The following is a 22,745-nucleotide window of genomic DNA, read 5'->3' as shown; positions in this document are numbered from 1 at the left end:
GCGGATCATTCCTTGATTGTCAACTCTTCGGCGCGGAGTTTTGGGACGTAATGCGTGCCGTTTTCGCGGTAATAGGTGTGGCTGTCGCTGGGGCCTATGGGCACCAATTCGATCTTTTCGATGCCTTTGCCGACGGCGAGGATCAGCAGCGGTTCGTAGGCCAGGTGGAATTCCTGTTTGATCCGCTCCTTGTCGAATGCGCCGATGCAGATGCCGTTCAGGCCGATCTCCGCTGCCTGGAGCAGCATGCTCTGGGCCGAGATGCCCAAATCCATGTCGACGTAGCGGTTCTCTTCGACCGTCGAGCAGATGATGATAAAGGCATTCGGCTCGGTACCCGGAAAGGGCAGGCGGAGTGCGGGCAGGGCTCCGCCAAGGCGGATGTGCGGCAGGACTTTGTGGGCTTCGTCCGCCAGCACGGGGCGGAACCGGAGCACTTGCTGGTTGCGCGCCGAGGGGATCCTGGTATTTACCTCGATCATGCGCCGGAGCTGATCCTCGCGTACGACGAACCCGGTGTCGTAACCGCGGTGGCTGCGGTTTTTCAGCAGTAACCGTCCCAATGTCGCCAGCGGCCTGCGGTTGCTCTGCCCCGATGCCTTGCGGGCCATGTACTCTTCCATTTTTCTGCCTAAATAATCGTCTGCCATTTTTGCCCCTCCGTTTGTGACGTGAGGCAAAGATACGAAAAATAGCCTGGAAACGGTTGCTGTGCCGGCAATCTTTTTCCGGGAATTCGGCCGCTTCCCCTCCTTCATGTGTGCGGTTCCCTGTTCTCTTTGCGTGCTTCGCCTTCCTCCTTTTTCATACGGTCCCTCCGTTTCTTATCCGGTGCCCCCTCCCTCCCTGTGTAAATAAAAAGCGGGCAGCCACAGGGCTGCCCGCTCGATAGATGCGGCCGGGAGGGTCAATAACCCTCGGCTTCGGTGAAATCGTTGCTCTCGTTGAAGCGCGTCTGCGTGTAGGCATGGTTGAAACTGTCGGTCGCACGAACCACGATGCCGGTCGCTTCGGGATTTTTCAGCTTGCACTGGTATTGGTGGTAGCAGGGGCTGGTGCCGCTTTCCACCGGATGTTTCTTGACCCCGATGTGGTAACCGCGGATCCAGCGGTCGCCGTAGTTCTGCGCCATCGCCGTCATGGCGCTCCACGTCTTGCCGCCGTCTTCGGACAGTTCGACTTTCCAGGTCGTGCCGTCCATCCCGGAAGTGAAGACGTTGGCTACGACCACGTCCGCCCCGACATCGTATTTGTAGGTCGCATAGGGGCCTGCGAACTCGGCGTTGCCGCGATAGAGCCGTATCTGGTAGTCGTCGGCGCGCTGCGAGGCCTTGAAATAGGTGTCGATGATTTTCGTGCCGTCGATCTCGTAGACCATGAACCCGTTGGGCGTGCCGTCGCCGCCGCATGTCGAACGCCAGAAATAACCGCACGTGCCGCCGTGAATGCGTTCGAAAATATTGTGCGAACGCATGTGGTAGGGCTGGAAATAGTGCGTATGGGCGCACATCAGGGTGGGGTTCTTATACCTGGAGATCATGTCGAGCACCTTTTTGCGGTTGAGGTAGCCCGTGTTGTCGCGCAGCGGGATGTGGTAGTAGAGGATTACCATTTTATCCGTCGGGACGAAGCCGAGGTCTTTCTCCAGCCATGCCACCTGCTCGTCGGTGAAGCCGCCCGTGTATTCCGTGCCGGTGAAGATGATGTTGTCCATCGCAATGAAATGCACGTCGCCGCGGTTGAACGAGTACCAGCGCGGCCCGAGCACGTCGCGGTAGGTGTCACCCGTATAGTCCACCGAACTCTTGTCGTGGTTGCCGATCGTGGTGAAGAACGGGACGCCCGTCTCGCCGAAGGCGCGTTTCATCGAGGTGAAGGTCTGGGCGTCGCCTTTACCCAGGATGTCGCCAAGGGCGATGCCGACCTGCGGGATCGAGTACTTGGCGGCGATCTTCTTCACGTCGGGTACCGTTTCCGTGCGGAACCGCTGGATATGGTCGCTGTTGTCGGGCTGCGGGTCTCCCAGCCCGAAGAGCAGGAACCGCTTGTCGCTTTGGGTGAGTTTGGTGAGCGTGAAGTCAGCCCGGTAGGGTTTCGAACTGCTGCCGGTGACGGAGTTGGCTGCCTGGTAGGCACCCTGGTAGGAGCCGAAGTTCGCCTGTGCCGGGATTTCGTAGCCCGAAGGTACCGAAATGAATACGTGCTTGGCGCTGGGGTCGCGCACGATCTGGTAGACGCCCTTCTTGTCGCTCGCCACGACGCTGTACCCGTCGCTCACGACGACCCCTTCGAGGGGGTTGCCCTCCTTGTCGCTTACCAGCCCGTAGAGGGTGATGCCCTTGTCGGGCGTGATCTCCGTCGTGCCGTTTCCGTTGCCGTCGTCGGGCTTGGGGAGCTCGGTGAGCATTTTGTCGTCTCCCTCGCACGCCATCATCGTTGCGGCTATCAGGGCCGTGAGCGCGAGGCTGAGCGTCCTGCGGAGCCGTGTGAAGATTGAATCGTTTTTCATAGTCTGTTTTACTGTCAGCCCGACCGCCGGTTCGGGCGGTCGGGCCGGTGATTGTCAATTACCAGTTGGGGTTTTGCGGAATGTTGGCCCGCTGCAACTCTTCGGTCGGGATCGGGAAGAGGTAGTGCTTCTCGAGGAATACGCGGTCCTCCTTCCAGAAGCGCTCCATGCGGTAGGTTTTGCCGCCCACCGATATCTTGCCGTTGGGGTCTTCCACGGGGCGCATGCCGCAGATGCGGTGCTGCGTCTTGGGGTAGGCGCCGTATTTGTCGAAATACAACTGTGCCTTCTGGTCGTTCGTTCCCTGGATCGAACTCCACTGGGCATCCTTGGCCAGTTCTTCGGAGCTGGTCGGTTCGAGGTAGAACCGTGTCGAGAAGAAGCGGCTCTTTTCGTGGTAGAGCTCCACGCGGCGTTCGCGCAGGATGTAGTCTAACAGCAACTCCTTGTTGGTCTGCGCGGCCGGCGGGATGGGAGCCATGAACGAACGGGCACGCAGCTCGTTCATCAGGTTGTAGACCTCGGGAGTGGCGCCCTTCGAGCGGGTGACTGCTTCGGCATAGACCAGGTAGATCGTCGCCAGGCGGATCAGCGGCGCGTCGAAGTTCCAGTTGCCCGACATGCCCTTGGTGTAATAGCCGTCGAAATATTTGCGGGTGAAGTAGCCTGTCGACGTGGAGTTGGCGGCGTTGATGGCGTCGGCACCGGTGGCCGTGTTGATCCACTTGCCCTTGAACATGGATCCGTGGTAGGTGATGTCGCGGTAGAAACGCGGGTCGCGGTTGACGTAGGGGTTGCCGTCGTCATAGGCCTTGGCCATGTCCTGCTCGGAGATCAGGCTGCCGTAGAGCGCCTTGTGGTTCTGCTTGAGCGCATAGATCGGATAGCCGTAGCCGTCGGGGCCGATCACCTCGTATTCGTCCACCTGATCCTGTACGGGTACCTCGCGTGCCTGTCCCTGCGCCGAAGGCGGGTACATGTCGTTGTGGTAACCCACGGTCTTGCAGTGGAGGTGGAAGAAGATCCATTCGGCCTTCTTGGCGTCGTTCATCGTGCGGTGGAACAGCTCCCAAAGACGGCTGTAAACCGCGCCGTTGCTCTGATCCGTGCCGCCCGAGTCGGTCGTCTGGCTTTTGGGCGAACCCTGGTAGAGCGAGTAGCGTTTCTGCCCCTCGGCCTCGAAATCCATCACGGCCTTGGCGGCTGCGGCTGCGGCGTCCCAACGCGCGGGGTCGTACGACTGGTAGACCGACGCATAGTTGCGGGTGTCGCCTTTGAGCGTCGACCCGTTGTAGAGCGGCGTGGCTGCGATCCAGAGCGCCATGGCCTTCAGCGCAAGGCAGGCGCCTTTCTCCACGCGGCCGAACTGATCCATCAGGTTCTGCGCCGGGACGCGGGCATAGGCCTCGTCGCAGTCGCGGCAGATCTTCTCGACGATCGTATGGATGTTCTCGCGTTCGAACGGCGGCAGTGCGTTGGGGTTTACCGTATAGTCGACGTAGGGGCATTCGCCGTAGCTTTTCAGCACGCAGTAGTGCAGGTAGGCGCGGATGAAGAGCACCTCGCCGATACGCTGCGAAAGCGTGCCGGGTCGTGCCTCGGAATCAGGGGTGTTGTACTTCTCGATACCTTCGAGGATGACGTTGGCGCAGCGGATGTCTTCGTAGAGTTTGGGCCAGAAGGTGTGGCAGGCGCCGGAGTTGGTCGTGGCGTTGCACGAGGTGTAGAGCTGGGAACCCGGTTCCCAGTCGCCGTCGTTGAACTTGTTGGACCACCCGTTCTCGGCCGAAGAGCCTTCGCATTCGTCCGTGAGCGCCGAGTCGCTGAAGAAACGGATGTGCACGAGCGGCTGGTCGGCGGCGCGGGCGTAGAAGTAGAGCCGGTTGATCAGGCTTTCAGTCTCGTTGAAACGCGAGAATATGTCCTGATCCGTTTTGTCGCCCTGCGGGGTCTTGTCGAGGAAATCCTCGCAGGAAGCCATCAGCGTGACTGCAAAGCAGCTACAGAGCAGATATAAGATTTTTTTCATTGTCATTGGTTTTTGTTGGGTTAGAATGTCATGTTAAGGCCGATGTTGATGACACGCTGTACGGGGAACCAGCTGCCGTCGCCGTTCTTGATCTCGGGATCCATGTCGACGTCGCCCAGGTTGTCGAACGTGAGCAGGTTCTGTCCCTGCACGTAGATGCGGACGTTCTGGATGCCGGCTTTCGAAGTCCAGGCTTTGGGCAGCGTGTAACCGATCTCGACGTTCTTCAGGCGGATGTACGAAGCGTCGTAGAGGAAGAGGCTCGAATACTGCTGTTTATTGTTGTTGTGGATGCCGTAGTGCAGAGCGGGGTATTTCGCCGTAGCTGCCGTTTCGGGCGTCCAGCGGTCGAGGTGCATCCGGCGCACCTTGCCGATACGCGACTGGTCGTAGAGCGGGAAATCCCATACGGCCGGGCCGCTCAGCTGTACGGAGCAGAGCGCCGAGCCCTGCCACAGCATGCTGAAGTCGAAGCCCTTGTAGGAGAGTCCCAGCGGAATGCCGAACTGGATCTCGGGCGTACGGGGGTTGCCGATGGCTGCGCGGTCGTAGTTGTTGACCACACCGTCGCCGTTGAGGTCTTTGTAGACCACGTCGCCCGGCTGTACGGGCCCCCAGATGGCGAATCCGCTGCCGCCGTTCATCGCGTTCAGGCGGTCGGCCTCGCCCTGGTCGGCCACGAAGTGGTCGAAGATGTAGCAGAAATTCTCATCGAGGCGTTTGCCGGTCTGGTAACGCCACGGGCAGTCGCGGCCGTTGTTGTCGATGTAGGAGATTTCGTTGCAGTATTTTATCTTGTTGCGTGCGAACGTGAAGTTCGGGCGGATGTAGTAGCGGAAATGCTGCCCGATATGACCGTTCCAGCCGATTTCGAATTCGACACCGTGGTTGTCGACGATACCCGAGTTGACGATCGGGGCGACCTGCCCGACGATGTAGGGGAACCCGACCTTGTCATCTGCCGAGAGCGAGGTGAGGATGTCGTAGCGGTGCTCTTTGAAAACATCGAGCGTGAAGGTCAGCCGCTGGTTGAAGAACTGGGCGTCGATACCGAAGTTGAACTTGCGGGCCTTCTCCCACGTCAGGTTCGGGTTGGCGAACACGCCCTCGACCAGGTAGCTGGTATAGCCCGCCTCGGTCTCGCCGAAATAGGTGGTCATGCCGTCCGACGACTTGTAGTACTGCAGGTAGGAGAAACGGTTGCCCGAGAGCTGGTCGTTACCCACCAGACCGTACGATGCGCGCAGCTTGAGGTGGTCGAGCCACTTTACGCCCCTCATGAATCGCTCCTGCGTGATGACCCAGCCGACGGCACCTGCCGGGAATACGCCGTAGCGCTTGCCGCGGGCGAAGTTCTCCGAGCCGTTGTAACCGATGTTGAACTCGAAGAGGTACTTGTTCCGGTAGTCGTAGGTCGCGCGGCCTGAAAATCCCATGTAGCGATAGGGAACCTGGTTGCTGATGACCTTGTTCTGCAGGTAGAAGAGCAGCATGCCCGACACGTTGTGGTCGCCGAATTTGCGGGCGTAGTCCAGGCGCGCCTGGAAGCGCGACGTCCCTTCGGGCGAGCCGTGGCTGATGCTGTTGCTCTGCGCATCGTCCGTGGTACGCTGGTTGGCGGTTACATAGGTGCCGTTCTTGATCCAGTAGTCGGCGTTGTTCTTCCACTCGTCGATGCTGTATTCGGTGGGGAGCATCCAGGTCGAATAGCCCGGGTAGGTCAGGTTGCCCGTGCTGTGGGTCGGCACGCTGTTGTTGATGGTGTGCTGGTTGAACGTGTCGTACGAGAACTGCGCGGCGACGCTCAGGCCCTTGGTGATGAAGTCCAGGTCGTGGCTCAGTTTGAACGATCCCTGCAGGTAGCGGCGCGTCCGTTTGCTGAAGCCGGTGCGGTTGAGCTGCCCGAGCATGTTGTAGCGGTAGTCGTTGTCGGCATAGAGCAGGTAGCCGCCGTTCTCCTCGAAATCGGCCTGGTTGACGTCGTTGTGGTTGTTGGGCAGGATGATCGGCAGGTAGGGGGGCTGCGTGTTGGCCAGCGAGATGATGTTGGCCGCCGTGGCGCCCGGATAGTTGTATTCCGTTACGCGGGCGCCCAGGTCGACCGAGATCTTCAGCCGCTTGGTGGCGTCGACATCGACGTTGGCGCGGAAGTTATAGCGCAGGAACTTGTTGACGTTGTCGGAGTTCGAGTGCTTGTAGTTGCCGCCCTGGTTGTAGTAGCTGCCGAGGATGAAATAACGGGCGCGGTCGGTGCCGCCTCGTACCGAAAGGCTGTAATCCTGGAGGATCGACGGTTTGAATGCGTAGTCGAAGTAATCCCAGTTGTAGCCCAGGCCGTCGGAGTTGTCGCCCTTGGCGCGGCGGAAGTTGCTGATCGTCTCCTGGGAGAAGAGCGATGCCGAGCCGGGATCCAGCGAGGGGTTGTCGTTGAGCATCGCCTCGTTGTAGAGGGTCGCATAGCCTGCCGAACCCAGGTAGTCGGGGTAGCGGATCGGTTCGCTGACACCGACCGACGCCTTGAAATCGACGGTCGGCTTTTCGCCCTTTCGGCCGCGCTTGGTCGTGACGATGATCACGCCGTTGGCGCCGCGGATACCGTAGGGTGCCGTTGCCGAAGCATCCTTGAGGATCGTGAACGTCTCGATCTCGTCCGGGGAGAGGTAGCTCATGTCGCGCTCGATGCCGTCGACGATCATGATGACGTCCGACTTGCCGTAGGTCGATTTACCGCGAATGTTGAGCTGCGCGGCGTCGTTACCAGGTTCGCCGCCGTTGAACTGGTTGACCAGCAGGCCCGGCATGCGCCCGGCCAGCGCATTGTTGATGTTGGCCGTGGGGGACTGCTTGAGGTCTTTGGTGGTGATCGTCGAGATCGAACCGGTGATGGTCTCCTTCTTCTGCACGTTGTAACCTACCACCACGACCTCTTCGAGCGCCTTGCTGTCCTCGACCATCGTGATGTCGATCCTCGTGCGGTTGTTTACGCCTATCTCCTGCGGGGCATAGCCGATGTAGGAGACCATCAGCGTCGCTTCGGCGTAGGGAACCGTGATTGTATAGCTGCCGTCGGAGTTCGATACGCTGCCCGAGGAGGTGCCTTTGACGACGATGGTCACGCCGATCAGCGGGCTTCCCACGTCATCCTTGATGATACCCGAGACCTTCAGCTGCGAGGAACGCGCCTGAGTGTCCGGGGCGGCTGCCGTCCTGTCCGGAGAGGCCGTGGCGGCCCCTCCCAGACAAAACAGACACAATATCAGTGTTATTATATGATATTTATTCATAACCGTATTGTATTCTTATTGGGTTTTACTCTCTTGTCGTGATTTTGATTGTCGTTTCCGCGGAGTTGGTTTTGGATGCCTCGTCGCATACGGTCTTCGTATCTTCGACACCCTTTTCCCAGGTTTTCTGGAAGATATAGACCGCTCCGACGCTGGTCGCCTGGTAGAGCGTCGCATCGATGGTGCACTTGCAGGTGCAGTTGGTGATTGTGGTGACCTTGTCATTTTCTATGGCGACGATACCTGCCACGATCGGGCGCCACTTGTCGGTTTTGTGGTTGGCCACTACCGTAATGTTGCCGTAGTTCTCGCAACCGTCGAACACGGCATTGTTGTCACCGGCTACGGCGATACCCGCGATGTCGCGCTCGACGGCCGCCGTGAGGTTACCGCGGTTGATGCAGTTCTTCAGCGTGAAGGCTCCGGCGACCTTGCCGGCGATGCCGCCCATGTAGAAGAGGTCGTAGTCGGCCATCGTGGGGCTGGTCATGTTACCCGTGTTTACACAGTTTTCGATCAGGGCCGGCGACGCCACCTTTTCGGCAATGCCGATCAGACCGCCGACCGATGCCGTCGACGCCGCGATGTCGGCCTCGTTGCGGCAGTTGGGCATCCTGAGCGTATAACCCAGGCCTGCGTCCGATCCGACGCAGCCTACGATACCGCCCGTGCGGCGATATTTCGTGCCGTTGGAGTTGTTGAACATGATCTTGCCCTTGTTGACGCAATTGTCGAATACGCCGTAGCCGGTGGCCAGGATACCGCCCAGCGAGTGGAACTGGTGCCCGGGATCGGCGAAGGTGACGGTGAAGGTGCCTTCGTTGGTGCAGTTGCTGAACGTCCAGTTCGATTTCTCGGCATGGCCGAACAATCCTCCGTATTGGCCGGTGTCGACGGCGCCCGGGAAGTCGAAGCTGAAATTGCCTTTGTTCGTGCAGTTCACGAGCGACCCTTCCGTTTTGTCCGCGGTGCCGGCGACGATGCCGCCGATGAACTCCGTCCGGGCTGTCCCCGTGATGATGAATTCGCCCGTATTGTGGCAATCGGTGTAGACCGAACCGACGTTGGCCAGGCCGACCAGCCCGCCGAGATAACCTGCCGTGGCAACGGTTTTCGCCCCGGAGAAGGACAGTGTGGCCTTGTTGGTGACTTTCGTCAGTGCCGCGCCGTTGTTATAGACGGCCAGCGTGCCGGCTACTACCGGGGTGGCTTGCGATACGGACATGCTGCCCGCCAGCGAGAGGTTCTTTATTTCGGCCGTTGCGTCGAGCGTGTGGAACAGGCCGAGTTCCTTCGAGTCCTGATCCGCCAGCTTGACGGTGATCGTATTGTTCAGGCCGTCGAAAGTCCCTTTGAACGGATTGGCGGCCGAGCCTGCGAAGCTGGTTTGGGTAAGGGCGCTCAGGTCGATGTCGCTGACAAGGACGATCCTGCCGCCGTTGGTGTAGGCGTCAAGCGGCGCCCCTTCGGTTACCGCGTTGCCGAAGGCTACGAACTCTTCGGGGGTCGAGATGCCCTTCCAGCTCAGGCGGACGCTGAACGATTCTGTGAGTTCTTCCGCCGAAACGGCTGCGAATTCGACCGTGCCCGCACCGGTGCAGTCCGCGCCGTCGGCCGGAGCCGTGACTTTGAGCACCGAATTTTCGATGTCGAGTGCGATGTCCCAGCCTTTGAGCGCCGTGATATCGCACGTGGCTACGTTGGTGACGGTGCAGGGAATGTCGCGCTGCTCGCCGAAGGCGAATTTGTAATCGGCCTCGGCGAAGGAGATGATGGGCAACTTGGTCGAGAGTTCGACGGGGATCGACGAACCCTCGCCGGCCGTCCCGCGGACGCTCAGCGGCGTAACCTTGACGCTGCCTTCCATGGCCGGGTCGGCCGTCTCCCGCGTGGGCGCGGTGACGGTCAGCAGGCCCGCATCGACATCGGCCGTGTAAGTCCATCCCTTGGGGACGCTTACGTCGAGCGACGCGGTGTTCTCGCTGGCGAATTCGAATTCCATGCTCTTCCCGTAGGAGAAGACATGGGTCTTCGAGGTCGCCTCTTCGTCGAATGTGAGCGTGATGTCGTTTTCCAGGGCGGCTACGGCGAGCGTATAGGTCTCCGTGCGGCCGGCCTGGGACTGTATTTCGATGACCACGTCGCCGCTGGCCTTGGCTCCCAGGTCGGAGGCTGGGGGGGCGGTGACCGAACAGCTCCGAGAGCTGGGAATCACGGTGCATTTCCAGCCTGTGGGCGGGGTGGCCACTGTATAAGTGACGAATGCACTCTTTAAGGTATAGGTGGCCGTCGTGCCGAACCGCATGCTCTGGAGGCCCTCGATGAGGTTGCCCTCCGCGTCATAGAGCTCGAATACGATCGCACCGTCTTCTGCCTCTACATCCTCGATGCCGCAGGAGCTGAACAGCAATAGCGGTGCGGCAAAAAGCACGTAAATAAGAAAATGAAGAGATTTTCTCATAAATGAAAGTTTTAGGGTTGAATATTTGGATGAATGAATGGTTCGTAGTCGTGTAAGTCCGGTCGTAGTCTTTACTTTGTCATAGGCATCTCCGTATTTTAAAGGTTGAGAAAAAGATATTGAATGAAAGACGAATAAAAATCAAATGGAGCTATTGCGGATTTCTTATTGTATTCTTTTGTGTTTATTTCAGAAGAAATTCCGCTTTGTTGTTTGTAAAAGTATGCTTTTGGAAAATGTGTATCAACAGCATCAAAATGAAATATGAATGCGTTTTTTCGACAATGGGCTGGTGGAAAGCATGTTATTTCCGATTCCCCGGTGTTATTATATGAATCCCGTATGAATCGCCGATGCGCGATTTCCGGCTGTCAGACGATCTCCATGATCCGGCGTTCGAATTCGGCGGGCGGGCATTTGGCGGAGTTCCGCAGCCGGTTGCGGTAGGTGTAGACCGTATTTATGGAGATATGCAGGAACTGGGCGATTTCGCTGTTGCCCGTGATGCCCAGCCGGATCACGGCCAGCAGCCGGAATTCGGTGTTGAGGCCGGGCATTTTCATTTGCTCCCCGTCCCGCAGCAGGGCATTGGCCTTTTCCACGAAATCGGGATAAAGCGAAAGGAATACCCGGTCGAATTCGTGGAAGAACGATTTGTATTCCTGCTCGATGGGCGTAGGCGAGCGCAGCTCACGCAAAAGGCGCTCCTGTCCGAACGAGAGCGCTGTTTTGTAGAGGTGTGTGCGGTGGCGTTCTAATTTGTTGATGTAGAACGTGCTGCGTTGCATGTAGTAACGCAGGTATTTGTCTTTGATGGTATTGGCCTGGGAGAGTGCCCGGGTGGCTGTTTCGTGGCGGAGGCTGCTGGCGGCGAGCTGTTCGCTGAGTTCGTGCAGCCGGGCGCAGGTTTGCGCGTGTTGCGTACGCAACTGTTTGATCAGGTGTTTTTGCCTGAAGGCGAGCGAGACGGCCGCCAGTAGAAGAAGTGCGCCCGTTGCGATGGCCGGCAGTGCGGCCTTGCTTTTTCGCGGGCTTCGGATGTGGGTGTCCCCTGTCGTTGCCGGCTCGGGGTCAGCGTTGCTTTTGCCGGCTTGGTCGCCGTTCGGGGCGTAGCGGATTGTTTGCTCCGGCAGGATGTTGCCGGTTCCCGAAATTAAAAGAGGGAAATCCCCCCCCCACGCATTGTGCGGGCGGTAACGTCGTTTTTCGGGACGCAGCAGCAGATCAGAAGGCCGGTAAGCAGAGCGAAATGACGGTTCATGTCTGGTCGAGGGTTAGGTTGTGGTACTACAAATATACATTATAAAATCGAGACTGTACGGGTTGTGCCCGGGAGGCTGCGGTTTGGGGGTAATCAAAGTACGCTGCCGACTGCCTCGTTCCCGCGGTAGAGCCGGGTCGGGCCATCGGGGCGCAATTGCCGCCGCCGCTTGGGACGACCCCGGATGCCGGGTGTGCGGTTTCGCCGGTCACCATGCCGGAGGCCGTTGCGGGGCAAGTTTGGCCGGAGATTCCGGCAGCGATGTCCCGGGTGGCCGCGGATGTGCCGTACCCGTTTTGCAGGGCGAACGGCAGTGCGGGCGGTATGGGTGCCCTCCTACTGGGGAGGTAGGCCGAAAGAGTCCGGAATTTCTTTTCCATCGTTTTTAGGCTTTGGGTTATGACAAATATATAAGTTTTATTTTAATACAAGTGTTAAAAAGAGATTAAAAGGAAATTTATTTTTGATTATTTGTTGTGTTTATGTTGTTATTTATCTTGCCTTTTATTACTTTTGTCCGCAACGTAGTCGAAGTCCGGTCAACTTCCATCTTCTTTCCATCACTTAATTTTTAAGCAAGCAAATATGAAAACCATGCGATTTATCGGAATCGTCCTCGCTTTGTTTTCGGCGGGAAGCCCGCCGGCTGCGCAGGCGCAGGATTCCGGAAAGAAATACAAGGTCTATATGGTCTCCAATTCCCATCTCGACACGCAGTGGCGGTGGGACGTGAAAGCCACGATCGACGATTACCTATATAATACGGCCGTGCAGAATCTGGCGCTGCTCGAAAAATATCCGCATTACGTGTTCAATTTCGAAGGCGCCGTCAAGTACGAATGGATCAAGGAGTACTATCCGCACCTCTTCGAGCGCATCCGGAAATTCGTAGCCGACGGGCGATGGAACATTTCGGGGGCTTCGTTCGAGGCCAACGACCCGAACATGCCGTCGTCGGAGTCGTTTATCCGCAACATCCTGCTTGCCCAGGAGTTTTATAAAAAGGAGTTCGGCATCAAGTCGAAGGATATGTTCCTGCCCGACTGCTTCGGATTCAGCCAGGTCATGCCGACGCTGGGACACCACTGCGGCCTGATCGGTTTTTCGACGCAGAAATTGTCGTGGCGCACCGAGCCGCTTGTCGGCGACTCCAAAACCCCGTTTCCGATCGGGCTCTGGGAAGGGGTCGACGGTGCCCGCATCATGGTGGCGCTCGAGCCCGGGCGCTATTCGTGGAACGAGTTTCCCGAAGGGGATCTGAGCGCCAACAAGGAATTGGTAGAAAGCGCCCGGAAGTCGCCTTTCGGCATCGCTTACCGGTACTATGGCAACAAACTGGCGAACGGAGCCGGAGACCACGGCGGCTCGGCCCTGCCCCGCAGCATCCAGCTGCTCGAGGAGGGGATTACGAACGGCAAGGGGCCCGTGCAGCTTGTCAGCGCCACGTCCTCGCAGCTCTACGAGGATTATATGCCCTACGGGAACCATCCGGAACTCCCGGTGTTCGTCGGGGAGATGCCTCTCGACGTCCACGCTCCGGGCTGTTATACCTCCCAGGCCGAGATGAAGCGTTACAACCGCCGTAACGAGCAGTTGGCCGATGCCGCCGAGCGTTCGGCCGTGATCGCCGACTGGATGGGAGCCGTACCTTATCCGAAAGAGGCGCTCAACGATGCCTGGAAGCGTTTCCTCTGGCACCAGTTCCACGACGACCTTACGGGAACCAGCATTTGGGAGGCTTATACCTATTCCTGGAACGACGAATTTCTGGCGCAGGGGCAATTCTGCGATGTGATCCTCGCCTCGGCCGGGGCTGCGGCATCCGTAATGGACACCCGCGCGAAGGGAAGTCCGGTACTGGTTTATAACCCCGCCGCTTATTCGCGCAGGAGCCTTGTCGAGGCGACGGTCGACCTGCCTGCGGAGGCCGAAGGGGTGGCCGTTTATGCGCCGGACGGGAAGACCGTTCCTGCGCAGATCGTTGCCCGCGACGGTGCCAGGGCGACCGTGCTGTTTGCCGCCGCGATGGAACCCGTAAGCTATGCGGTATACGACGTGAGGGCCGGCAAGGCCGGCAAGGGCAAGGTGCTCAGGGCCTCGGGCAATACGCTCGAGAACCGGGTCTATAAGGTGACGCTCGATGCGAACGGCGACATCGCCTCGGTCATTGACAAGCGCAACGGCCGCGACCTGGTCGAAAAAGGCAAGGCCTTCCGCCTTGCGGTGCTGACCCCCAATGTGTCGAACCGCTATCCGGCATGGGAGATCCACAAGGCGACGCTCGACCAGACACCCGAACCCGTGGATACGGATGTCCGGATCAGCGTGGCGGAGTGCGGCGCCGCACGGGCCTCCCTGAAAGTAGAACGGCGGTACGGCGATTCCCGGCTGGTGCAGTATATCCGCCTGACCGACGGCGGGGACGACGAGCGTATCGATATCGTGGCCGACATTGACTGGAAGACGCCCGACGCCCTGCTCAAGGCCGAATTCCCGATGTCCGTTTCCGCCGAGGAGGCCGTCTACGACATCGGCATCGGCAACCAGCGCCGTCCCACCAACCACCAGCGGGCGCACGAAACATTCGCCCATCATTGGGCAGACCTCTCGGACGGGGACTATGGCATCGCCGTTCTGAACGATTCGAAATACGGCTGGGACAAACCCGCCGACAATACCCTGCGCCTGAGTCTGCTGCATACGCCTTCGACCGAGAAACGCTATGCCGACCAACGGGATCTGGATTTCGGACGCCATACGATGACTTACTCGCTCGTCGGGCACGATGGCGACCATAACCGCGCCGGGGTGGTGGAGAAAGGCGAGCTGCTCAACCAGCCGCTCCTCAGCTTCACGACGCCGAAGCACCCCGGGAAGCTGGGACGCAGGTTCTCTTTTGTCGCGGCTTCGACCCCGCAGATCGCCGTCAAGGCGCTTAAGAAGGCCGAGGACGGCAGCGGTTATATCGTCCGCGTATTCGAAACGACGGGCCGGGAGGTGCGCGGCGCCGAGCTGGCTTTCCCCGTGCGGATCGTTTCGGCCGAGGAGGTGAACGGAATCGAGGAGCCGGTCGGGGAAGCACGATTCGAAGGCAACCGGCTGCTCGTCGATGCCGGGCGTTTCGCGCCCAAGACCTATAAGGTTACGCTGGCGGAGGCTCCCGTGGCCGCCCCCGCGATCGAGAATGCCTTTGTGGATTTCCCTGTAAACCAGAACTCCATTTCGAGCGACGCGTTCAAGTCCGTCGCCAAGGTGGATAAGGAGTGCAACTCCTATGCTGCCGAGCTCATGCCCGAAGTGATCGTCCATGGCGGCATCGAATACCGCCGCGGCGAACCCGACGTGAAAAACGTGCTGAACTGCAGGGAGTCCGTCACGGTCGATTTGCCGCAGGGCGATTATAACAAGGTCTACATCCTCGCATCGTCGTCCAGGGGCGACCGCAAAGCCGTCTTTGACGTCGGCGGCCGCAAGTACGAGGCTGTCGTGCCCTATTACTCGGGCTTCCGCGCTCAGTGGGCCTGGGCCGACAAGACCAAGTCGTTCGTCAAGGACGGGACGATCGCCCATATCGGGAACCACCGGCACAAGATGAACGGACGGAACGATGCCTATACCTTCACGTACCTTTACAGGCTCGGGTTCGATATCGCCCCCGGAGCCGGAAAGCTGACATTGCCCGAGGATGCCGACATCAATATTTTCGCCATCACGGTCTCCGGGAACCGGATCGACGGGACGCGGTGGGCCTGCGAGCCGCGTGCCCTGCCCGTGACCGAATAACGGGAAGACAGTCTATATGTGATAAGCCCGCTCCGGATGTTTCCGGAACGGGCTTATTCTCTATCCCTTTTCAGTAGTCACGCGATCCGTAGCCGGGGATGCGCTATATGGAAACGGCCCTCTGAAATGCGGGCCGGGCGTCATTGCGGACGCGGGGGCATTTACCGCCCGAAAAATTTTGCGATTCGGGTGGTTGCGGCGGTACCCATACGGAACCGTCCCCGGATATTTTCGCTCTGGGGCTGCCGGGCGGGGTTGTGCAGCCATTCGTGGAAGTCGACGTATATGCCTTTATTGATCATGAATTCGAAAGCTGCGTTCTTCAGCCTTTTTTCTTCGTTGTAACCGGACTGGATGTTGGCGATCAGGTCTTCGAACGCGGCAAAATTGTACGGGTTGGAAACTGGGATTTCGGCTGTGTAATGTTGCTTTTTCATAACTTTTATCTTTTTTATAATTGAAGTTTTGTTTCATCAATTCTAAACGACCCAAAGTATTCGGAATCGGCCTCCTGACAGCGTGTGTATGCACTGCAATTTTGCCGGCTTGTCCGGCGGGAAAATGGTCGGTATATGTTGCGTCGAAAATAATCGGTACAGCCTGCTTTCGAATCCGGCTGTATTGCCGACAGGGGTGTTCACTGCCGCGATCGTGTCGGCAAAGATAGGGACAATATGTTGAAATCCAAGCTTTTTGTGATATTTTTTTTGATGCAAAAAATCGAAAAAAAACTTGCATCGGATTTTATTATTATATTAATATAATAATACCCTTGCCGGAAGGGGTAAGAATCCGGAGCGATTTTTCTTGTCTTTTCGCTTGTTCCGTTATCGGATTAATAATGTTCTGAATTGCATCCTGGTGGAAATGGCTTTATTATTGGAGCGGAAGCCCGGTGCGGAAAATTCGGGACATACGAAATTTTTTCGCCCGATCGGCGGGAATCCGCCTTAATTTTATACATTTGCAAAATCATGTCTCCTGCATTGCGGATAAAACTTTTTTTCGCCCTTGCGGCGTTGTGCCTCGCCTCTGCGGTAAGGGCGCAGGACGGCGCCTATGCCGTCAGCGGCCGGGTGATCGACCGCCTGACGCGCCGGCCGGTCGCCTATGCCGCCGTAGTGCCCGTCGGACAGGAACAACGCGGCGCATCGACCGATTCGCTGGGACGCTTCCGCCTCGAGCGGGTGCGGGCGGGTATTTTCCGCCTCTCGGCCTCGTCCGTGGGGTACAAGACCGTCGTCACGCCCGAATACCTCGTTTCGGCCGCCACGCCGTTCATCGAAATCGAAATGGAGGAGGATGCCACGCAGCTCGAAGCCGTGACGGTCGTGCCTTCGCCGTTCCGCGCCACGGCCGAAAGCCCCGTCGGGTTGCAGGTCATCGGGGTGCGGGAGATCGAGAAGAGCCCCGGCGCCAACCGTGACGTGTCGCGTATCGTACGTTCGTACCCCGGCGTGTCGTTTTCGCCCGTGGGCTATCGCAACGATCTGATCGTACGCGGCGGTGGCCCGTCGGAAAACAAATTCTACCTGGACGGCATCGAAATCCCCAATATCAACCACTTTGCCACGCAGGGCGCCACGGGCGGCCCCGTGAGCATCCTCAATGCCGACCTGATCCGCGAGATCGACTTCTACACCGGAGCTTTCCCGGCCGACCGTTCCGGGGCGCTGAGCTCGGTGCTGGACATCCGACTGCGGGACGGGAACCCCGAGAAACAGACTTTTAAGGCGACGCTCGGGGCTTCGGAGGTGTCGCTGAGCGGGAGCGGCCATATCGGCGAGAAAACCTCCTACCTCTTCTCGCTGCGCCAGTCTTACCTGCAACTGCTGTTCAAGATGATCGGCCTGCCTTTCCTGCCGAACTACATCGACGGGCAGCTGAAGGTCAAGACGCGCCTTTCGGAGCACGACGAGCTGACGGTATTGGGGCTGGCGGGCTTCGACAACATGAAACTCAACCTCGACGAGGAGGGCGAAGACGCCGAGTACCTGCTGAGTTACCTGCCCCGCATCCGCCAGGAGACCTTCACCGTCGGGGCATCATGGCGCCACTATGCGGGCCGCCATGTGCAGACCGTGTCGCTCGGGCACACTTATCTGAATAACCGCAATCTCAAATACCGCGGTAACGACGACTCGTCGGAGGACAACCTGACGCTGCGGCTGCGCTCCGTGGAGCAGAAGACCACGCTGCGCGCTGAAAACCGCAGCTATCTGGGGCGCTGGACGGTGCGCGAAGGTGCCGAGCTGAGCTATTCGGGCTATACGAACCGTACCGAGCAGCGGCTTTTCACCGATGAGGCGGTGCTCTCGGACTACCGTACCCGGCTGGGGATCGTGGGCTGGGGCCTGTTCGCCGGCGCGGATTATGCCTCGGCGGACAAGCGCTTCACGGCGTCGGTCGGCGTGCGTGCCGACGGGGCCGACTATTCCGCGCGCATGGCGAAGTTCTGGCGTCAGCTTTCGCCTCGGGCGTCGGTCTCATACCAGCTCGGCAAAGGGTGGTCGCTGAGCGGAAGCGCCGGGCTTTATTACCAGTTGCCGCCCTATACGGCCCTGGGGTTCAAGCAGGACGGGGCGCTGGTGAACGAGGCGTTGGACTACCTGCGCGTGGGAATGATCAGCGTCGGAGGCGGATGGCGCCTGCGCGACCGCCTGGTCGTCTCGGTCGAGGGGTTCTACAAGAAATACGGGAATATCCCGCTTTCCGTCTCGGACGGCATCCCGCTCTCGTGCAAAGGCGACGACTATGGCGTGGTTGGCAACGAAGCGCTGCGCCCGACGGCCGTCGGGCGGTCGTACGGGGTCGAGGCGATGGCACGCTGGCAGATACCCGGGAGGGTCAACCTCGTCGGTTCGGTGACCCTGTTCCGCAGCGAGTACCGTGCCGATGCCGCATCGGAGTATATCGTATCGGCCTGGGACAGCCGTTTCGTGGCGAACCTCAGCGGCACGTACGACCTGCCGCGCAACTGGAGCGTCGGGGCGCGCCTGAGCGCCGTGGGCGGGACGCCCTATACGCCCTACGATGTCGAAAAATCGTCGTTGGTCGAAGCCTGGGACGCCCAGGGGCGCCCGTACTATGACTATGGGCGTTACAACGACGGGCGGCTCGACGCCTTTGCGCAGGTAGACCTGCGTATCGACAAAACCTTCTATTTCCGCCGCTGTATGCTCGGCCTTTACATCGACCTGCAGAACGTGACGGGCAGCAAACTCCGCCGTCCCGACGTGCTGATGTCGACGGGCGTGGTGGAGAATCCCCAGGCCCCGGCGGCGGAACAGCGTTACCGCATGAAGTATATTGGGCAGCAGAGCGGGTCGCTTATCCCTACGCTGGGGATCACCGTTGAGTTTTAGAGGGTACGGGGCGTGTCTTTGGGCGATATTCCGGAGCCGGGGCGATAACCGGGGCAGGGAAGCCGACATGCCGCAGCGGCAGGCAGGGAGGTGTCGGGAGAAAAATACGGAACCGCAGGGGTAGGCATCTCCGGCCCCTGCGGTTCCGTGCGCTCCGGGACGTGCCGGCGGCTATTTCCCGCTGCCCGGGGTATTCGCGCCTTTCGTGCGATCCATCGCGAAGCTGATGATGAACGGCATGGAGAGGAATACGAGCGTGCCGACGACTACCAGCCACGTGTAGGTGGCCGGGCTGCCTACGGGCAGCTGCGACGGCGGGAAGAAGGTGACGATGAACGAGAAGAGCACGGCCAGAAACCCGATGCCCCCGACGGCCCACATGCCGGCGTTCCCGCCCGGAACGCGGTAGCTGCGGGTGAGGCCGGGCTGCGTGTAGCGCAGGCGGATGCCCGCGGCGTACATCATCATATACATCACCAGGTAGAGCCCTACGGTCAGTGCGCTCAGCAGGAAGAACGCCACGCTCACGTCGTCCATGACGATGTAGAGCGACGAGAGCAGCGTGACGATGCAGCCCTGTATGACGAGGATGTTGACCTGCACGCCGTTTTTGTTGGTCTTTTGCAGGAAACAGGGCAGCACGCCCTCCTGGGCCGTCCACAGCAGGCCGCGGCTCGGGCCCGAAATCCACGACATGACGCCGGCCAGTGCGCCGAATGCCACGAGCAACCCCATGACGTTCGAGAGCCAGCCGATGCGGTAGTGGTCGAAGACGATCTGGAACGTGGTGAACAGCCCTGACTGGAGGTTGATCTGGTCGTAGGGGGTGATGATCGCCACGGCCAGCGCACCCAGCGTGAAGAGCCCGAACGAGATCAGCGCCGCCAGGAACATGGCGCGCGGGAACTGGGTCTGCGGCTTGTCGAGCTCCGGGGCATGCACGGCGTGTACCTCGACGCCGGCGAAGAGCAGCAGTATCCCGGCCAGGAATGCGATGTCGCTCATGCCCGTGATGTGCGGAAAGAGGCGCGGATGCACGTGGTGCGCCGCGTCGATATTGATGACCTGGCTGACGGTGTCGGGGATGTGTTCCAGTGCGACGGAATTGCCTCCGGCCATCCAGATGACGGCCATGACGATTACGACGATGCCGGGAAGCACCGTGCCGATCAGAAATCCTTTGCTCGTAATGCCCGATATGGCCGAGGTGCCGCGCAGCGTGACCAGCGTGGCGCACCAGTACATGGCGATCGAGAAAAGCCCCACGAAAAGCCCGTTCTGCGCCAGGCCGGGCATCCCGATCATATAGGCGATCGAGGCTGCGGCAAAGCCCAGCACGGTGGGGTACCATACGACGTTTTGGATCCATTGCAGGAAGATGGCCGTAAACCCCAGGTGTTTGTTGAACGCCTCCTTGACCCAGGTGTAGACCCCGCCGCCCTTCGAGGCGAAGGCGCTTCCCAGTTCGGCACCTACCAGTGCCGCCGGGATCAGGAACAGGAACGTGGCGAAAAAGATGTAGAAGAACATCGTCAGCTCCTCCTGCGCCATCATCGGGAGTCCGCGCAGGCTGATAACCGCCGCCGCGGTCATCAGGGCGAGCTGTGTCGTGGTGATATTTTTACGTTTTGCCATAATGTGGAATTGTGTTTTACAACTGGCCGCCAATCAGTTTCTGTGCCGCAACGCGGCCGGGCTGATGTTTTTTCGGGCGTGTGCATGGTTTATGCGGGCGTTTGCGTGTCCCTGCATGCCTCGTAGCGCCTGCGCGTTGTCCGCCTGCGGACAGGACGCAAAAAAACAGCAGGGAATCTCACGATTGCCTGCTGCCTTCCGGAGGATTGCCCTCCTGAAACTACTAACCCAAACTTAAATAAATGAAGAAACCTCACTGCGGTTGCTGTTCCGCAGTTATTCGGCTATGTTGCAAATCCCGTGCCGCGCCGCCGTCCTGGAACGGCTTTTAAATGTGCGGCGGGGATGCGGTTTATGGTACGTGCCGGCGGGCGGGGTGGGGAATAAACGGCCGCAGGATGCCCGTGGGGACATCCTGCGTGTGTTTTCCCGGTAATATCCGGATTACGGAAGGGAGATGCGCTTACCTGCGTTTGTCCCTCATCTCCACGGCACCTTCGTAAGTGCCGCTGACCTTGCGGCCTTTGTCGGTCGTAAAGTCGAGTACGAAGCGGTAGTTGGTGCCGACCTTCGTGACTGTCACCGTGCCGGACGTGATGAACCCGTAAACCGATTCGTTGGAGTCGTTGCGTTCCTCGCAATAGGTTCCCGTGGCCAGCATGGAGTCCATGAACTCTATCTGCTCGCCCGGTGCGTAGGTGCCCGGCGTGCCTGTGTCGGACACCGTGTAGGTTCCCTCCTGGAGCACCATTTCTTCGGAAAGTGCGGTCGTCAGGTAGAGCGATACCATATGCCCGGCTCCCATGAGGTAGTCGTAATCGTCGCTGACCGTCGGCTGGACATCGTAGAGGTTTACGACGCAGTCGTTTGCCGTGCCGGCATCGTTGTTATAGTATTTAGCCAGTGCGCGGATGAAAGTTGCGTTCGTGACGTCGTTTTCGAGGTCGGGCAGGGGCTCGATTTTGACGGCTGTCTTGTCCTCGATCGTAATCGGGCCGGTGTAGCTGGCCGTGAACTCTTTGTCGTCGGTCGTGGTCAGCGTGGCCTTGACCGTAAAGGTCGAGCCGGACTTTGTCACAGCGATCGTTCCGGCCTTGAATTCCACTTTCGTGATATTCCCCTTGCCGTCGTTGACCATGCAGAAGGTCTTGGCCGGATGGAATGTCGAAATGGATTTGTTGGTGGCATATTTGTAGGTGCGATCCGGCAGGACGATGTTATTCATATTCGTGGGGGCAAATTGATAGAGGTTCAGGCTCATGGTACGCCCGGCTCCGATGGTCGCATACACTCCGTCGGCACCTACGGCCTCGCCGTCGGCCAATATGACGAGGTATTCACCGTATCGGCCACCTTCGGGAATACCATAATAGCCGCCGGCTACCTGGCGGTCGAAGACGGCCGGGCCGCTCAAATCCTTGTCGGTGGCCATTTCAATCGACTTGACTTCGGAATAGACCTCTTTGTTGGATGCTGCGACGGCGATGACATAGGTGGTGCCGTCTTTCAGGTTGTCTACGGTGATCTCCCCGGCCTGTGCGATGGCTGTACCGTCGGTGAGGATTTTTTCGGCCGTCGGGACAGGCGTGCCGTCCGCTTTTTCGAGGCATACGTAGGCGGCCTTCTCCGTGTCGGCGAGGCCTACCGTAAAGGTGAGTGTCGTCGGGGCTGTGGCTCCCGCTGTCAGCGTCACCACGGGCGTCGGCGTTCCGGTTGCCATCACGATGCTGTTGACTTCCGAGTAGATCCCGGTGTTGGCGACAGCTGCCGCGATGACGTAGGTGGTCGAGGGTTTCAGGTTCTCGACAAGGATATCGCCCGTCTGTGCGATGGCTTTGCCGTCACGCAGTATCTCCTCGGCCGTGGGAAGGGTCAGCCCCTCGGTCTTTTCGAGGCAGACATAGGCTGCGGTTTCTGGGTCGGTCAGGGCGGCGTTGAACGTAAGGGTCGTTGTGGTGGACTGGCCCGGTGTCAGGACGACCGCGGGATGTACGCCGGGTGCCGAGGTGGTGTGCTCGATCGAGCTGACCTTACCGTTGATGTTGCCTTTCAGGGCGACGGCGGAGAGGCGGTAGGCCGTGTTGGGTTCGAGGCCGGCGATCTCGACGACGCCCGATGCGCTTACGGACTGGCCTTCGGCGATGATCGTCGCTGCCGCAGGCACGGCTTCGGACGCCTTGGTGCAGATGTAGCTGCATTTGTCCGCATCCTTGAGTGTGAGCGTGAATTTCAGGGAGTTGAATGCGGCGTCGCCGATGGCGAGCGTGACGCTTGGGTCAGGATTTCCCCCCCCCCTCGTTTTTGTCGTCGCATGAGCTTAGCAGACCGGAGCACAGCACCAACAGTGCCGTTCCCCATGACAGGAAAGATTTGATCATAGTGGTTAAACTTTGGAAATTAGTGGGTTAATACTGTTGT

Annotated in this window: 11 protein-coding genes; 2 read left to right on the top strand and 9 right to left on the bottom strand. The window is 59.2% G+C overall.

Annotated features, from left to right (window positions below):
* Nucleotides 1-5: 5 nt before the first annotated feature.
* The 6 genes from DW189_RS05310 to DW189_RS05285 form a co-directional block, all read right to left on the bottom strand.
* Nucleotides 6-650, bottom strand: coding sequence for a nitroreductase family protein (locus DW189_RS05310; protein WP_055202876.1), 645 nt, complete (start codon nucleotides 648-650; stop codon nucleotides 6-8).
* A gap of 257 nt (nucleotides 651-907) precedes the next feature.
* Nucleotides 908-2,509: a calcineurin-like phosphoesterase C-terminal domain-containing protein gene (locus DW189_RS05305; RefSeq protein WP_117507112.1), complete on the bottom strand. Its 1,602-nt coding sequence runs from the start codon at nucleotides 2,507-2,509 to the stop codon at nucleotides 908-910.
* 58 nt (nucleotides 2,510-2,567) lie between these two features.
* Nucleotides 2,568-4,538, bottom strand: a complete 1,971-nt coding sequence (locus DW189_RS05300; RefSeq protein WP_117507111.1) for a RagB/SusD family nutrient uptake outer membrane protein — start codon at nucleotides 4,536-4,538, stop codon at nucleotides 2,568-2,570.
* Between the two features lie 20 nt (nucleotides 4,539-4,558).
* Nucleotides 4,559-7,822 (bottom strand): SusC/RagA family TonB-linked outer membrane protein, encoded by a 3,264-nt coding sequence (locus tag DW189_RS05295; protein ID WP_232045466.1) that lies wholly within the window; start codon nucleotides 7,820-7,822, stop codon nucleotides 4,559-4,561.
* A 25-nt stretch (nucleotides 7,823-7,847) separates the two neighbouring features.
* Nucleotides 7,848-10,283: a hypothetical protein gene (locus tag DW189_RS05290; RefSeq protein WP_232045469.1), complete on the bottom strand. Its 2,436-nt coding sequence runs from the start codon at nucleotides 10,281-10,283 to the stop codon at nucleotides 7,848-7,850.
* A gap of 371 nt (nucleotides 10,284-10,654) precedes the next feature.
* Nucleotides 10,655-11,293 carry a DUF6377 domain-containing protein gene (locus DW189_RS05285; protein ID WP_259295432.1) on the bottom strand — a complete coding sequence of 213 codons (639 nt, stop codon included), beginning with the start codon at nucleotides 11,291-11,293 and terminating at the stop codon, nucleotides 10,655-10,657.
* Nucleotides 11,294-12,138: 845 nt separating this feature from the next.
* On the opposite strand from DW189_RS05285, the gene DW189_RS05280 reads away from it, so the two are divergent.
* Nucleotides 12,139-15,327: an alpha-mannosidase gene (locus tag DW189_RS05280; RefSeq protein ID WP_232045471.1), complete on the top strand. Its 3,189-nt coding sequence runs from the start codon at nucleotides 12,139-12,141 to the stop codon at nucleotides 15,325-15,327.
* 161 nt (nucleotides 15,328-15,488) lie between these two features.
* Here DW189_RS05280 and DW189_RS05275 read toward each other — a convergent pair whose 3' ends face one another.
* Nucleotides 15,489-15,764, bottom strand: coding sequence for a hypothetical protein (locus DW189_RS05275; protein ID WP_117507106.1), 276 nt, complete (start codon nucleotides 15,762-15,764; stop codon nucleotides 15,489-15,491).
* Nucleotides 15,765-16,301: 537 nt separating this feature from the next.
* On the opposite strand from DW189_RS05275, the gene DW189_RS05270 reads away from it, so the two are divergent.
* Entirely contained in the window at nucleotides 16,302-18,692 is a 2,391-nt protein-coding gene (locus DW189_RS05270; RefSeq protein WP_117507105.1) for a TonB-dependent receptor, read from the top strand.
* Nucleotides 18,693-18,863: 171 nt separating this feature from the next.
* Here the strand turns inward: DW189_RS05270 and DW189_RS05265 are convergent, their stop codons facing one another.
* Both DW189_RS05265 and DW189_RS05260 read right to left on the bottom strand, forming a co-directional pair.
* Nucleotides 18,864-20,327 carry an amino acid permease gene (locus tag DW189_RS05265; protein ID WP_117507104.1) on the bottom strand — a complete coding sequence of 488 codons (1,464 nt, stop codon included), beginning with the start codon at nucleotides 20,325-20,327 and terminating at the stop codon, nucleotides 18,864-18,866.
* Between the two features lie 463 nt (nucleotides 20,328-20,790).
* On the bottom strand, nucleotides 20,791-22,491 hold the full coding sequence (locus DW189_RS05260) for a hypothetical protein (protein ID WP_232045472.1): 1,701 nt from the start codon (nucleotides 22,489-22,491) through the stop codon (nucleotides 20,791-20,793).
* Between the last annotated feature and the right edge of the window lie 254 nt (nucleotides 22,492-22,745).

It is taken from the genome of Alistipes sp. AM16-43, assembly GCF_003435745.1.
GTDB lineage: Bacteria > Bacteroidota > Bacteroidia > Bacteroidales > Rikenellaceae > Alistipes > Alistipes onderdonkii.
Note: the sequence above shows the minus strand (reverse complement) of the source record. Positions and strands in the feature narration are given on the sequence as shown.